This window comes from Collinsella sp. AM09-41 (genome assembly GCF_003473245.1).
Classification (GTDB): domain Bacteria; phylum Actinomycetota; class Coriobacteriia; order Coriobacteriales; family Coriobacteriaceae; genus Collinsella.
Window position 1 is genome coordinate 37,653 of record NZ_QRMJ01000003.1, and the last position, 14,854, is coordinate 52,506.

Annotated in this window: 12 protein-coding genes and 1 riboswitch; of the genes, 7 read left to right on the forward strand and 5 right to left on the reverse strand. The window is 60.1% G+C overall.

Going from position 1 to position 14,854, the window contains the following annotated elements:
- The first annotated feature begins 64 nt into the window (after window positions 1-64).
- Window positions 65-724 carry an SGNH/GDSL hydrolase family protein gene (locus DW112_RS04720; protein WP_117655136.1) on the forward strand — a complete coding sequence of 220 codons (660 nt, stop codon included), beginning with the start codon at window positions 65-67 and terminating at the stop codon, window positions 722-724.
- Window positions 725-809: 85 nt separating this feature from the next.
- Complete coding sequence (locus DW112_RS04725) at window positions 810-1,415, forward strand: pentapeptide repeat-containing protein (protein ID WP_233545862.1); 606 nt, start codon at window positions 810-812, stop codon at window positions 1,413-1,415.
- A 145-nt stretch (window positions 1,416-1,560) separates the two neighbouring features.
- On the opposite strand, the gene thiD is transcribed toward DW112_RS04725, so the two are convergent.
- Entirely contained in the window at window positions 1,561-2,391 is an 831-nt protein-coding gene (gene thiD, locus DW112_RS04730) for a bifunctional hydroxymethylpyrimidine kinase/phosphomethylpyrimidine kinase (RefSeq protein ID WP_118065214.1), read from the reverse strand.
- Between the two features lie 177 nt (window positions 2,392-2,568).
- A complete protein-coding gene (gene thiC / locus DW112_RS04735) occupies window positions 2,569-3,903 on the reverse strand; it encodes a phosphomethylpyrimidine synthase ThiC (RefSeq protein WP_099431544.1) in 1,335 nt (444 codons plus the stop codon).
- Window positions 3,896-4,011, reverse strand: a riboswitch (TPP riboswitch). Its footprint overlaps the gene before it by 8 nt.
- Window positions 4,012-4,074: 63 nt before the next feature.
- Between thiC and DW112_RS04740 the strand changes: the two genes are divergently transcribed.
- Entirely contained in the window at window positions 4,075-4,590 is a 516-nt protein-coding gene (locus tag DW112_RS04740) for a hypothetical protein (protein ID WP_118065216.1), read from the forward strand.
- Window positions 4,591-4,630: 40 nt separating this feature from the next.
- Here the strand turns inward: DW112_RS04740 and DW112_RS04745 are convergent, their stop codons facing one another.
- Window positions 4,631-5,440 carry a YaaA family protein gene (locus DW112_RS04745; protein WP_118328448.1) on the reverse strand — a complete coding sequence of 270 codons (810 nt, stop codon included), beginning with the start codon at window positions 5,438-5,440 and terminating at the stop codon, window positions 4,631-4,633.
- Window positions 5,441-5,543: 103 nt separating this feature from the next.
- Window positions 5,544-6,941 (reverse strand): aminopeptidase, encoded by a 1,398-nt coding sequence (locus DW112_RS04750; RefSeq protein WP_117655131.1) that lies wholly within the window; start codon window positions 6,939-6,941, stop codon window positions 5,544-5,546.
- A gap of 166 nt (window positions 6,942-7,107) precedes the next feature.
- Between DW112_RS04750 and polA the strand changes: the two genes are divergently transcribed.
- Window positions 7,108-9,852: a DNA polymerase I gene (gene polA, locus DW112_RS04755; RefSeq protein WP_118328449.1), complete on the forward strand. Its 2,745-nt coding sequence runs from the start codon at window positions 7,108-7,110 to the stop codon at window positions 9,850-9,852.
- 343 nt (window positions 9,853-10,195) lie between these two features.
- Here the strand turns inward: polA and DW112_RS04760 are convergent, their stop codons facing one another.
- Entirely contained in the window at window positions 10,196-11,023 is an 828-nt protein-coding gene (locus tag DW112_RS04760; RefSeq protein ID WP_118328450.1) for a Cof-type HAD-IIB family hydrolase, read from the reverse strand.
- A 554-nt stretch (window positions 11,024-11,577) separates the two neighbouring features.
- Here DW112_RS04760 and DW112_RS04765 point away from each other — a divergent pair.
- The 3 genes from DW112_RS04765 to argH all read left to right on the forward strand — a co-directional run bounded on the left by DW112_RS04765 (window position 11,578) and on the right by argH (window position 14,757).
- On the forward strand, window positions 11,578-12,804 hold the full coding sequence (locus DW112_RS04765; RefSeq protein ID WP_035138001.1) for an argininosuccinate synthase: 1,227 nt from the start codon (window positions 11,578-11,580) through the stop codon (window positions 12,802-12,804).
- Between the two features lie 233 nt (window positions 12,805-13,037).
- Window positions 13,038-13,208, forward strand: a complete 171-nt coding sequence (locus DW112_RS09945) for a hypothetical protein (protein ID WP_158571730.1) — start codon at window positions 13,038-13,040, stop codon at window positions 13,206-13,208.
- Window positions 13,209-13,326: 118 nt separating this feature from the next.
- The gene (gene argH / locus DW112_RS04770; RefSeq protein ID WP_118328451.1) at window positions 13,327-14,757 is read left to right on the forward strand and encodes an argininosuccinate lyase; all 1,431 of its coding nucleotides are present in this window, start codon (window positions 13,327-13,329) and stop codon (window positions 14,755-14,757) included.
- Window positions 14,758-14,854: the final 97 nt, after the last annotated feature.

Here is a 14,854-nt window from a genome sequence, read left to right on the forward strand (position 1 = left end):
CAGATAGGCCGAGCCGACGGGAGAGGCTGCTTCCGTCGGCTTTTTACTGAGCGAGGGGCTTACGATGAAAAACGTTCTATGCTTTGGCGACAGCAACACCTATGGTTACGATCCGGCGGGCATGCGCGACGGCACCGCGGTGCGCTATGCGCAGGATGTGCGCTGGTGCGGCGTGGCCCAACGTGACTTAGGCGAGGGCTGGCATGTAATTGAAGAAGGCCTCAACGGCCGCACGACGGTACGCGACGACATGTGCCATCTGGATACCAATCTTAACGGCATCCGCGCGCTGCCGATGCTGCTCGAGGCCCATAAGCCGCTGGATGCGATCGTTATTATGCTGGGAACTAACGATTGCAAGACGGTCTTTGGTGTGACGGCCTCCGATATTGCCCGTGGCACCATGGCACTGATTCGCGCGGTGCGTGCATTTCCCTGGACCAATGTCGCACCCTGCCCGCGTATTCTGCTGATGGCACCTATCAAGATCAAGCCGCAAATCGCCGATGTATATATGACCGATTTTGACGAGCGTTCCGTCGAGGCCTCGGAGCATTTTGCTGAATACTATGCGCACGTAGCCAAGCAGTTTGGCTGCGACTTTTTGAATGCAGCGGAGTTTGCCGAGCCGGGCGATATCGACTATCTGCATATGATGCCCGAAAGCCACGAGAGCCTGGGTCACGCCGTGGCAGCCAAGCTCCAAGAGATGCTCGGTGAGTAGCGCGACCCCAAGCCACCGCAAAGGGGACAGGCACCTTTGTGGTGGTTTTGCCCGGGTAAACGAACGGATTGGCTGCCATATGGGCATGGACGAGCTCATCGACCTCTTTGCCGAGGGCGATGAGCTCGTCTCCAATACCGCTTTTGAGGATTTGGATCTTGCCTACGACGTGGCGAACGGCGCGACCTTCGATGGCGTTGTGTTCCGATCTTGCGAGTTCGATAGCGTTGACTGGAGCGGCTCGACGTTTCGCGACGTGGTGTTTCGCGGTTGCCGCTTTATCCGCTGCAACATGGAAGGCTGCTGGCTCAGCCGCTGCGACTTCGTTGACTGCTCGGCACCGGGACTCAACTTGCTCAAGGCGCGCCTGTCGAGCGTGTCGTTTGGATCGTGCGATTTGAGCTATACGAACCTTTCGGAGGGACGCATTGGCCCTATGACAGCATGCGATACACGTCTGAGAGAGGCTGCGTTTCAGGGTGCCAAGCTGGGTCAGATACGCCTGGATGGCTGTGACCTGACGCGTGTTGATGTGTTCAAGACGTCGCTTTCCGGCGTTGATGTGTCGCGCTGTACATTTGCAGCGCCCGTTGTTTCGGGCGATTACCATGAGCTGCGTGGCCTGACGGTTAATGCCGAGCAGGCGTTGGCACTCTCGGGCCTGCTCGGCATCCAGCTCGCCGACGAATAGGCGCCCCGGTCCTTTGCTCGACCGCTATCTAAAATCAAACCGTCGCAACATCCGATGATTTTTCGCGTTTGCACGATTTTCATCGAATGTTGCGACGGTTTTTGGTGCAAGGTAGCCTGTCTTTTTTTGGCAGGTTACTGGCTATTTAGTACTGCCACATGTGGTTGACAGGGCCGGAGCCTTTGCCCATGTTCAGGCCGGCGGCGAGAGCGCCGGTCAGGTAGGCCTTGCCGGCGTTGATGGCGTCGGCAAGTTCCATGCCCTGGGCCAGCGCGCAAGCGATGGCGGATGAGAGCGTACAGCCGGTGCCGTGCGTGTTGCTGGTCTCAATGCGCTTGTGGCGAAACCACGTAGTGAGCGGATCGCCCAGGTGGTTGCCCTCGTCATCGAGGGGCGCAGGCTCGGCCAGTACGTCGTTAGCCTCGTTGACAAAATGACCGCCCTTAACCAAGGCTGCGCAGCCAAAGCGGCGGGTGAGGAGCATAGCGGCATTTTGTTGCGTGCGCTCGGAATCGACCTCGTAGTCGAGCAGCGTCATGGCCTCGGGAATGTTGGGCGTGATGACCGTTGCCAACGGGAACAGGCGGCGGGTGAGTGCCTCGGAGGCATCCTCGGCAATCAAGCGCGCGCCCGAGGTGGCGACCATGACGGGGTCGACGACCACGTTGGTTGCGTTCCAAGCGCTCAAGCGGTCTGCGATGACTTCGATAATCTCGGCAGAGGAGACCATGCCAATCTTGACGGAACTCGGGCGGATATCGTCAAAGACAGCGTCAATTTGCGCGGCTACGATATCTGGCGAGATATCCTGCACGGCGGTGACGCCCAGTGTGTTTTGCGCTGTGATGGCGGTGATGGCCGTCTCGGCATACAGGCGGTGCGCCGTGATGGTCTTGATGTCGGCCTGAATGCCGGCACCGCCGCTGGAATCGGATCCCGCGATGGATAGAACGGCGGGTACCTTGCTGCGATCCATGTTCGCTCCCTCGTTCGGTCGGATTCAAATGGGTCTTCAATCCGCATTATAAAGATGCCCGGGCCGGCTGTATGCCGATCCCGGGCGGGCGGTGCAATCTTTACGTAAATATAAACAAATGTTCACATGTCAACAATTGACGAGCACCTTGTTGCCGATTGTGGCTCCAATGACGCGTTAATCCTCCATGCCAAGATCGATCGTCGTGCCCTCGAACACCTTGTTGACGGTACGGACGGCGCACATCTTGCCACACATGGTGCAGGTGCCCTCGGTGGCGGCGGGGGATTCCTCGTAGCGCTTCTTACCGGTGACCGGATCGAGAGCACACTTCCACATGGCATCCCAGTCGAGCTTGCGACGTGCCTGGCCCATCTTGTCATCCATGTCGCGGGCGTGCGGCACCTTCTTGGCGATATCGGCGGCGTGCGCGGCAATCTTGGTGGCCATGAGGCCATCGAGCACGTCCTGGGCGTTGGGCAGGCACAGGTGCTCGGCCGGCGTCACGTAGCACAGGAAGTCGGCACCGGAGCTGGCGGAGATGGCGCCGCCGATGGCAGCGGTGATGTGGTCGTAACCCACGCCGATATCGGTCACCAGCGGCCCGAGCACATAGAACGGGGCATTGTGGCACAGGCGCTTCTGCAGTTTCATGTTGGCGGCGATCTCGTCGAGCGCCATGTGACCCGGACCCTCGACCATGACCTGGACGCCGGCAGCCCAAGCGCGCTTGCACAGCTTGCCCAGCTCGATCATCTCAGCGGTCTCGGTGGCGTCGTTGGAGTCGTAGAGGCAGCCCGGGCGGCAGGAGTCGCCGAGCGAAATCGTCACGTCGTACTCGTGGCAGATCTCGAGCAGCTCGTCAAAGTACTCGTAGAAGGGGTTTTCGTTGCCGGTGACCTCCATCCAGCCAAACAGCAGCGAGCCGCCGCGGCTCACGATGTTCATCAAGCGGCCGGTCTCCTTAAAGGTCTTGGTGACCGACTTGTTGATGCCGCAGTGGATGGTCATAAAGTCCACGCCGTCCTCGGCGTGCGCGCGCACGACCTCGAACAGGTCATCCTTGGTAAGCTTGACCAGCGGCTTTTCCATGTAGCCGATGGCGTCGTACATGGGGACGGTGCCCACCATGAGCGGCGTCTCGTCGATGAGCTGCTGGCGGAACTGGCGCGTCTTGCCCGAGTTGGAAAGGTCCATGATGGCGTCGGCGCCAAAGTCCTCGGCGATCTTGACCTTCTTCCATTCCTCGGCGGCATCGGCTTTATCGCCCGAGATGCCCAGGTTGACGTTGACCTTAGTAGACAGGCCCTCGCCGACACCAAAGGCGCGCATGCCTTTTTTGATGTGCACGATGTTGGCGGGAATGGCGATGCGGCCGTCGGCCACGCGCTCGCGGATGTACTCGGGGTCGCGATGCTCTCGCTCGGCGACTTCCTTCATCTGCGGCGTGATCTGCCCGGCGCGGGCGAAGTCGATTTGCGTGACGAGCTTGGGCTCGGTCTGTGTGCTCATTGGCACGGCTCCCTTCGTTGGCATTACCCATATCAGGTTTGCGGGTCAGGGCGGGCGCGCCCAGTCTCAGCCTGCCGTCTTGTCCTGCAAGCTCCCCGTTTATGTAATGGGCTCAAGTATAGCTCGAATGGGTACGATTGGCCTAACGAGCGTGCCTGTGGGGAGGCGAACATGGAAGACAAGCATCTATATCGAGAGACGCAATGGGATGTATCGGCCGAGGAAAGCCGTGCGCACCATGGCCTTGTCGCGATTGGTTTTGCGGTGCTTGCCGTGCTGGTGATTGCCTTTTGTATCTGGACGTTTGGCGGTCACGGCGGCGCTGCATGGGAGTTCGAGGCCGACGATGCCCTGCCGATCATGACAGTGAAGGTTACGGGCGGCAATACCGTTGCCGCGCCGGGCGACTATTGGTATCCGCGCGACGAGTTTGTGCAGCTGCAGTTGAGCGGCGGGTCTATTCCGGGCGAAGAAATCGAACGCGTGACGTATGATGCGGCGCTCAAAACGCTGACGGTGAAGCTCAAGAATCAGGGCGACGTGCCTACGACTATGGATATCGCGCTGACGGAATGGCGCTTGGAGCCCCCATCGGGTGTTGCGGTGTCCGAGGTAGAGCACGTTAAGATTACCTACCAAAATGGCTCGACAAACGAAGTTGCCAAAGCCGACGGCTTGGCGGAATAGACGCCGTGCCTAGGCAGCACATTCAAAAGTAGCGGTGGTCCTACAAGGTCTGTTCGTTCAGGAAGACCAAAGTGTTCTTATTTGAAAGCTCGGGAAAGTGACGATAACCAACGTCAAACGCGGTGAGCCCGCTTACATCCTCGAGCTTGTTTTCTGCCATCCAGCGCACCATGGAACCACGTGCCTTTTTGCTGGCGGTCGAGCGCTGGATGGGCTTGCCGTTGCGGATGCCTTCGCCAAAGAGGCACGTGACGACCGTGGCGTCGCCCGCGAGATGGGGCAGAACGGCTTTGGCGTACTCTACGCTGGCGAGGTTGACGATCGTGGTGTTTGAGCCTGCCGGGGCGATAGCCCGCGCGAGCTTGTCGCTCCAAAACGCATAGAGGTCTCGGGCATCGTCAACGGCGAGCTTCGCGCCCATTTCCAGCCGATATGGTTCGACGGCATGAAAGGGGCGAACGCACCCGTAAAGGCCCGAGAGGATCCACAGATGGTCTTGCAGCCATGCGAGCTGCGCGGAATCCATCACCTCGGGCGCCATGCTCTGGTATTGAATGCCGTGGTAGGACATGACGGCAGGGGAGAGGTGACAGGCGAGTGCGGGATTGTCGAGATCGCCGTTTTTCAGGATGGGCCCGAACTCATGCAGGGTGTTGAGGCAAGGCCCCAGCAGTTTGTCACTCACGTTCCATAGCGCCTGCAGGCTGTCGCTGCCTTCATTCCGCTCGATATCTAGCAGTGCGCGGTGGAGGCGAGCCGTCTCGCGCGCAAAGGGTGGAATGCCCAGGACTTCAAAAGCATCTTGGGCCGCGCACATCTGCTTGGCGGGCGAAATGACGACCTGCAGCATGGACTCTCCTCTGCCAAAAAGGAAGTTGCGGTGGAATACGGTCTGTTTTGGCCGTTTATGGGCCAGTTTAGTCTGTATTTCACCGCAACTGATGAAGGGTTGGTTACGCGCGCTCGATGAAGGCCTTGTAGCCGCGATAGGCCTCGTAGATATCGGCCTTGTTAGCGACCTCCCACAGGGCGTGCATGGACAGGACGGCAACGCCAGAGTCGATGACGTTCATGCCGTACTTAGCCATGATGTATGCGATGGTGCCGCCGCCGCCCGCGTTGACGCGACCGAGCTCGCAGGTCTGGAAGTCCACGCCGGCCTCGTCCATGATGTCGCGGATGAGGGCCACATACTCGGCGTCGGCGTCGTTAGAGCCGCCCTTGCCGCGGCTGCCCGTGTACTTGTTAAAGCACAGGCCGCGACCCATAAAGGCTGCGTTCTTGGTTTCGAACTTGCCGGCGTAGCCCGGGTCGAAGCCGGCGGACACGTCGGAGGAGAGCATGCGGCTGCGGGCGAGCGCGCGGCGCAGGGCCAGCGGGCTATCCTCGCCGGCGAGCGTCATGATCTCGGCGACGGTGTTCTCGAAGAAGCGGCTCGTCATGCCGGTGGCACCCACGGAACCGATCTCCTCCTTGTCGACGATGAGTGTGATGCTCGTGCGCTCCACGTTGGCGACGTTGATCTGGGCGAGCATGGACGGATAGGCGCAGACACGGTCGTCGTGGCCATAGCCCAGAATCATGGAGCGGTCGAGGCCCATGTCACGGGCGGGGCCGGCGGGCACGACCTCGATCTCGGCGGAGAGGAAGTCCTCCTCCTCGACGTCGTACTGCTCCTTGAGGATATCCAGGAACATCTGCTTGACGGGCTCCTTGGGAGCGTCCTTGTCGTCCTCGTCAAACTTGACGGGGCGGCCGCCCACGATCACGTCGAGGATCTCGGCGTCGACGGCGTCCTTGGCGGGCTTGGCCATCTGCTCGCTCGAGAGGTGGATCAGCAGGTCGGAGATGGTAAAGACCGGGTCGTCGGCCTTGTCACCGATGTTGATGTCGACGGTGGTGCCGTCCTTTTTGCAGATGACGCCCACGAGTGCGAGCGGGGAAGCGACCCAGTGGTAGCTCTTGACGCCGCCATAGTAGTGCGTGTCGAGATAAGCCATGTCGCCGGCCTCGAAGGCGGGGTTCTGCTTGAGGTCCAGGCGCGGCGAGTCCACGTGGGCGCCCAGGATGTTAAAGCCCTGCTCGAGCGGGGCGGTGCCCAGGTTGACGAGCATGAGGTCCTTGCCGTGGTTGGCGGCGTACACCTTGTCGCCGGCCTTGAGCGCGCGGCCCTCGGCGATCACGGTCTCCAGATTGACGTAGCCCGCCTCCTCGGCCATCTTGATACCGGCCTTGACGCACAGGCGCTCGGTCTTGTTCTCACTCAAAAACTGCTTATAGCCGCGGCAAAGCTCCTCGAGCTCCTCGATCTGCTGTGGCGTGTACTTTTTCCATGCGCTGGGACGCTCCATGACGCAGGCTCCTTTCGGATCGATCGTGCTGGTTGATGTACCGTGAGCCATCGTATCACGCGCGGGCCCGCGGCGGCAGGGAAGCCTGATGTGCGGTGGCCGCGGGGCGGGGAGCGTGTAAACTGGTGTGAGCAAACCGTGCCCAGCCCAAAGCGAGGTATTCAATATGTCTGAAAAGCGCCGTACCTTTGCCGTCATCGACGGCAACTCGCTCATGCATCGCGCCTTCCACGCCGTGCCGCCGACCATGAACGCGCCGGACGGTCGCCCCACCAACGCGATCTTTGGTTTTCTGAACATGTTCCTCAAGATGATCGATGCCTTTAATCCCGACGGCGTTGTCGTGGCGTTTGACAAGGGCAAGCCGCGTGTGCGTATGGAGATGCTGCCGCAGTACAAGGCGCAGCGCCCGCCCATGGACCCCGACCTGCACGCGCAGTTCCCCATGATCAAGGAGCTGCTCGCCGCGCTCAACGTGCCCATTTTGCAGTCCGAGGGCTGGGAAGGCGACGATATCCTGGGAACCATGGCGCGCCTGGGCGAGGAGGCCGGCTGCGACATGCTGCTGGTGACCGGCGACCGCGACATGTATCAGCTCGTGACCGAGCACGTCAACGTGGTCTCGACTCGCAAGGGCCTGTCCGACGTGGCGATCATGACGCCCGAGAGCGTGGACGACCTGTATCACGGCATCACGCCGGCGCTCGTGCCCGATTTTTACGGTCTGAAGGGCGATACGTCGGACAACATTCCCGGCGTACCGGGCATCGGCCCCAAAAAGGCGAGTGCGCTCATCGCGCAGTACGGCAGCCTTGACGAGGTCATCGCGCATGCTGACGAGGTCAAGGGCAAGATGGGAGAAAACCTGCGCGCACACATCGACGACGCGCTGCTGAGCCGTAAGGTGGCGACCATCCGCACCGATGCACCCGTTGAGCTCGATTTTGAGGCGACGTCCTTCCCGGCGTTTTCCGCCGATGAGGTTTCCGCGGCGCTGGGCACGCTTGGTATCACCGCCATGCAGAACCGTTTCTTGGCGCTGATCGGCGGCGAGGGCGGGGCAGCTGCCAGCACGTTTGAGATTCCCGCTGTTTTGCGCGCAGCCGCCGGCGATGCTGGCGCGCTTGGTGCCGTTGCGGCTGAGGTCTCCCGCGTGATTGATGCCGGCGAGTGGGTCGCCGCCGTGGTGGACGATGACAAGGAAGAGGGCGCGCTCTTTGGGCTGACGCGCACGCTGTGGTTGGCGACGTCCAAGGGCCTGTTTGCGCTCGAGGAGGGCGACAGTGGTGCGGCGGCTGAGGTTGAGGGCTTCAACTTCGCCCACGGCGTGATTGCCGGCGTGCTCGCGCGTCTGTTTATGGAAGGCCGTGTGGCGAGCCCGGATATGAAGGCGCTTCTGCATGAGCTTTCGCCCATCGATTCTTCTGAGCTCGAGCTCATGGATCCGCTGGCAGTCGATTCCACGCGCATCTTCGATACCGTTGTTGCCGCCTACCTGTTGGATTCCGACCGCTCCGAGTTCGATGAGGCGTATCTTGCCGATACGTATCTGCAGATGGCACTGCCTGCGGCGCGCGGCGCAGAGGGTGCTGGCGAGGACGCTCCTGCGCCCGCCGCTCGCACGGCGGCCTTGACGCTGGCGCTGGTTGCACCGCTGCGTGACCGCATGGCCCGCGAGAACGCCGCCAACGTGTTCGATGGGATCGAGATGCCGCTCGTGCCGGTGCTTGCCAAGATGGAGCGCGCGGGCATGCTCGTGGACCCCGACCGCCTGCACAGTCTGTCCGAGGGCCTGGCGACCCAGATTGCCGAGGTCGAGCGCAGCATTCGCGACCTGGCCGGCGACGAGACCTTTAACATCGGCAGCCCCATGCAACTCTCGCACGTGCTGTTTGATGTTATGGGACTTCCGACCAAGGGCCTCAAAAAGACCAAGCGCGGCTACTATTCGACCAACGCCAAGGTGCTGAGCGACCTTGCCCGCGACCACGAGATCGTGCGCCTGATTTTGGACTGGCGTGAGAAGTCCAAGATTAAGTCGACCTATCTGGACACGCTGGGCCCGCTGCGCCGTGGTGACGGGCGTGTGCACACCACGTACAACCAGACCATCACCGCGACGGGGCGTTTGTCTTCGAGCGACCCCAATCTGCAAAACATTCCGACGCGCTCGGAGCTGGGGCGTACCGTCAAGACGGCGTTCTCGGCGGGCGAGGGCAGCGTCTTTTTGGCGGTGGACTACTCACAGATCGAGCTGCGCCTGCTCGCGCATCTTTCGGGCGACGAGCATCTGGTGCGCGCCTTTAACGAGGGCGAGGACTTCCATGCCGAGACGGCCGCGCGCGTATTTGGCGTGCCGGTGTCCGAGGTGACACCCGACCTGCGTAGCCGCGCCAAGGCCGTGAACTTTGGCATCGTGTACGGTCAGCAGGCCTATGGTCTGTCGCAGTCGCTGCACATCTCGATGGCCGAGGCGCGCGATATGATCGATCGCTACTACGAGGCCTACCCGGGCGTGCGCACGTTCCTCGACAATGTGGTGGCGCGAGCCAAGCAGACGGGCTATGCCGAGACCATGTATGGCCGCAGACGCCATATTCCCGAGCTCAAGGCCAAAAACCCACAGCTCCGCGGCTTTGGTGAGCGCACGGCCATGAACCACCCCATGCAGGGCACCGCCGCCGACATCATCAAGATCGCCATGGCCCGCGTAAGCCGCCGCCTGGAAGAAGAGGGTTTTGCCGCCCACATGATCTTGCAGGTACACGACGAACTGGACTTTGAGTGCCCCGTCAACGAAGTCGAGCGCCTAACCACCATGGTCCGCGACGTCATGGAACACGTCGTAGACCTCCGCGTACCGTTGATCGCCGAAGCCAGCACCGGCATAACCTGGGCCGACGCCAAATAGGAAAGCGCTCCGTAAGGCAAGCTCGCCCAAGACGCAAGCCCCCACATACTTAAGATTTGGGACAAACACTACTGATTAATTTGTCCCACAGTAACCAAAACAGAGGGGAGCCCCTTCCAACAAGGAGCTCCCCTCTGCTCAAATCATTTCAGCTAAGTATCTAGACACTCAAGACGCCATCTTGGCGGCAGGAAAGTAAACCTAGGGCCTGGCCGGGCGGCACGGGTTAACTTTTCGTAGATTCTGCACGCAAAGAAAGCCACTTAATGTGGCTTTCGTCTTGCGCAGGACCTGACCGAGCGAAAAGTTATCCCGTGCCGCCCGGCCAGGCCCGATGGGACGGCTACCGAGCCGCCAGGATGGCGTCGATGAGCGTCAGTACGCCCCCGTCGTTGTTGCTCGGAATGCGCCACTTGGCGTGCGCGTTCATGTGCTCCTCGGCATTGTCCACGATAAAGCTGTGACCGACGCGCTCAAGCATGGGGATGTCGTTGTAGGTATCGCCCACGGCGGCAGCATCGGCAATATCGATGCCCAGGTGCTCGCACAGGTGCGCGACGCCGGCGCCCTTGTCGACGCCCAGGTTCATAAAGTCGATCCACTCGCGCCCGGCGTTGGTGACGTAGAGCTTGTCCGAGAACTCGGGGCTATAGGTCTCGCGGAAAGCGGGCTCGGCGTCGTAGCCGGGGAAGAAGATCGAAATCTTGTTGGACTCGAGATCAATGCCCTCAAAGCTGTCGACGTAGTTGATTGTGTTGTAGTAGACGCTGATCTCGTCGTGGTATTGATGGTCGCGGGCAAGTACGTAGAACTCGTCGAAGCAGCACAGGACGGGGACAGCGCGAGGATCCTCCGAGGCACGGCTCAAGACCTGCTGATACAGCTCCACGTCAATATTGCTCTTATAGATATAGCTACCGCGATAGATCACGCACGCTCCGTTATCGGGACAAAAAGCGAGGCGGTTCTTAATGCCCTCGAACATTTCCTCGAGCTTGGGGGCGGGACGTCCGCTGGCGGGGCAGAATACGATGCCTGCGTCGGCTAGCTTGTCCAGGCGCTCATCAAGACCCTGGGGCAGCACACGCTCGTCGGTCAGCAGCGTCTTGTCCATATCGACGGCGAGAAGCTTAATGTTGCCGATGTTGGCGTCCGATTCGTAAGTTTGCATAAAAATGCGCCTTTCGTTTCGAGATTGTTTCAGACGTTATAACCATCAACTAGTAGTCGAGCGTATTTTCGCAGGAATGGTGCGTATTTGCACTGCAATTCACAAACTAATGAAAAAACTTTTCAGAAATTTGAATTTGTCGCTTGCGCAGCGTGCACTTTATCGTAATATAGCGAACATCGAAAACGGAGACGGCAGAAGAGCCGTTTACCGAGGAAAAGGTACCGTTTGCGATATTTGAATTGCGCCCGGCGATACGTGAAAGGAGAGGCAGATGCAGTTCGTAAAGATCATCACCACTGCAGACAATGCCATCCGACGCCAGCGCGCAATTTCCCGACGACGATAACAATCGTCTCTGTCTGCATGGGGCGCAATGCCTCAACAGAGTCATTTTGAGGTCGTTGGGTTTAAGCACGACTTAACCGCATGTTTCTAGGGCATGCCTGTGATGCATTCTGCTGAATAACCTGATATTGCACGGTTTTTGACCTCAAGGTGACTTGCAACTGACCGATGTTCTAACTAGCTACCAAGGGCGAAAGGAAACAGCCATGAGCAAGGAAAAAGTCGTTCTCGCATATTCCGGTGGTCTTGATACATCCGTATGTGTCAAGTGGCTCCAGGACGAGAAGAATCTCGATGTCGTTTGTGTCTGCGGCAACGTGGGCCAGGAAGAGACCGGACTGGATGCCAAGAAGCAGAAGGCGCTCGACCTGGGCGTTCTCGATTGCCAGGTGCTCGACCTGCGCGACGAGTTCTCCGATGAGTTCCTGACCAAAGCCATCGCAGCAAACTCCATGTACGAGAACAAGTACCCGCTGCTCTCCGCCCTGTCTCGCCCGCTGCTTGCCAAGAAGCTTGTTGAGGTCGCCCACGAGTTTGGCGCGACCTACGTCGCCCACGGCTGCACCGGCAAGGGTAACGACCAGGTCCGTTTTGAGGCCGCCGTCAAGGCCCTCGACCCCGAGCTCAAGGTTATCGCCCCGGTTCGCGAGTGGGACCTGAAGTGCCGTCCCGACGAGGTCGCCTATGCCCACGCCCACAACGTGCCGGTTCCCGAGGGTGCCAACGACAACCCCTACTCCATCGACGACAACCTGTGGGGTCGTGCCATTGAGTGCGGTCACCTGGAGGATCCCTGGAACGAGCCGCTCGACGACGCTTGGGTTATGACCAAGAACCCCGAGGACACGCCCGACACTCCGACCTACACCGAGATTGAGTTTGAGGCCGGCAAGCCCGTCGCCGTCGACGGCAAGAAGATGAAGCTCTCCGAGATCGTCATCGCCCTCAACAAGATCTCCGGCGACAATGGCTTTGGCCGCCTCGATCTGGTCGAGGATCGCCTGGTGGGCCTTAAGAGCCGCGAGTGCTACGAGGTTCCCGGAGCCCTGACGCTCATCACCGCCCACAAGGCGCTCGAGGACATCTGCGTCGAGGGCGACCTGCTCAAGACCAAGATCAAGCTCGAGCAGGATTGGGCCACCGCCGTGTACAACGGCCAGTGGTACAGCCCGCTCAAAAACGCTCTCGATGCCTTTATGGCCGATACCCAGAAGTTCGTGACCGGCACTGTCCGTCTGAAGTTCTTTAAGGGCAACTGCCATGTCGTCGGCCGCAAGAGCCCCTTCAGCCTCTACGACTACGGTCTGGCTACCTACGACCGCGACACCACGTTTGACGAGAAGGCCAGCGCCGGCTTTATCGAGATCGATACGCTGTCGCTTAAGACGTGGGCAAAGGTCCAGGGCCCCAGCTCTGCTGCCGCCCAGGCCTAGCGCCTCCTTCCCTTGGTATCCGCGCGGCCCATCCGCGTGATACATAACGGGCGCACGGGGTCCCTACCTTTCGTTATGCTTGCTGACACTTCTTAACATCGGTGGCCCCTACGTTCCGCCCGCATATATGATGCCGCGTCTGCGGCTGAGTCCGAGCCCCGCCGGGGTTGTCCGGCGGGGCTCCTTCTATCAATTTGGCGGCTCTGCGCCTATATATATGAGGAGTATCCATTATGTTCAATGCTATCGCGCATGCTTTACTTGCCCTCGCGCCCGAGTTCGATGCTGCAAGGGTCGAGGACGTCCCTATGAGCCTGAAGGCCTGGATCGATAGTTCGCAGGGCAACATCCGGAGGGAGACGTTGGGCGCCAAGTGCATGGCGCGTCACTTCTTTACAAATTAGCTACATGGCTCCGCACACGGTGGGGAATGTGTAAAACTAGCGGTTGAAAAATCGCTTTAGCGACAGGGCGCATTGCTTTGGGCGCTTGTTTTGGTATTTGGAGAAAGGGGACGGTTCCATGGCTCTTTGGGGCGGTCGTTTTGAGGCAGGCGTGGCCGAGGTCACGCAGGAGTTTGGCGCGTCGCTGCCGGTCGACAAACATCTCTATAAGCAGGATATCGCCGGCTCTAAGGCGCATGCCAAAATGCTGGCGGCCCAGGGCATCATCAGTGCCGAGGACGAGCAAGCGATTGCCAAGGGCCTGACTGGAATCGAACAGGATATCGATGCCGGCAACTTCACCTTCGACATCAACGACGAAGACATTCATATGTCTATCGAGAGCGAGCTGACGCGTCGCATCGGCGAGGCCGGTAAGCGCTTGCATACCGGACGTTCGCGCAACGACCAGGTGGCGACCGACACACGCCTGGGCGTCAAGGCGCTGGCCAAGGAGCTCATGGAGGCCAATCTTGAGCTGCGCCATGTGCTGGTGGATGCGGCTAAGAAGTACGACAAGGTGATTCTGCCGGGCTACACGCACATGCAGCATGCTCAGCCCGTACTGCTGTCGCATCATCTGCTGGCGTATTCCTGGATGTTCGCGCGCGACTTTACGCGCCTGAAGGCCGCCTTTGATGCCGCCGACAACTGCCCGCTGGGTGCTGCCGCGCTTGCCGGCACGAGCTATCCGCTCGATCGCCAGATGACGGCTGCCGAACTTGGCTTTGCGGGTGTGATCCCTAATTCGCTCGACGCTGTTTCCGATCGCGATTTCCTGCTCGATCTGCATTACGCCGGCTCCGTTATGGCTATGCACCTGTCGCGTCTTTCCGAGGAGATCGTGCTGTGGTCGAGCTCCGAATTTGGCTTCATTACGCTTTCCGACTCCTACTCCACCGGCTCGTCCATCATGCCGCAGAAGAAGAACCCCGACTTTGCCGAGCTTATCCGCGGCAAGAGCGGCCGAGTCTATGGCAACCTGGTGCAGCTGCTCGTGACCATGAAGGGCTTGCCGCTCGCTTATAACAAGGACTTGCAGGAGGACAAGGAGGGCGCGCTCGATACTGCCCATACGCTCATGCAGTGCCTGTCTGTTATGGCCGGTATGATTTCGACCTGGACCGTTAACGAGGATGCCATGGCGCGCGAGTGCGGCGTGGGGCACCTTGCCGCCACCGATGTTGCCGATTACCTGGCCAAGCGTGGTCTGCCGTTCCGCGAGGCGCATGCCGTGGTGGGCCATCTGGTCCTGATGTGCGAGAAGCGTGGCTGCAATCTTGAGGACCTGCCGTTTGAGGTGTTCCAGGAGGCAAGCCCGCTCTTTGAGCGCGATATTACCGAGGCGCTCGACATCCCCTCAATTGTCGCCGCGCGTACGACCGAGGGCGGTACCGCCCCTGCCGCCGTCGCCGTGCAGCTTGAGCGCGCCGAGGCACAGCTCGTGGCCGACGAGGGCGTGTTTGGATCGCTGACCAAGGTCGTCGAGATGGGCCACGGGGTAAAGTAAGGGTTTGGCCGAAGCCGTTTTTGCCATTTATTGAGGAATCGTTTTTTGCTTTACGGGCGTCTGCTGATGTGGGCGTCCGTATTTTGTTGCTATGGGG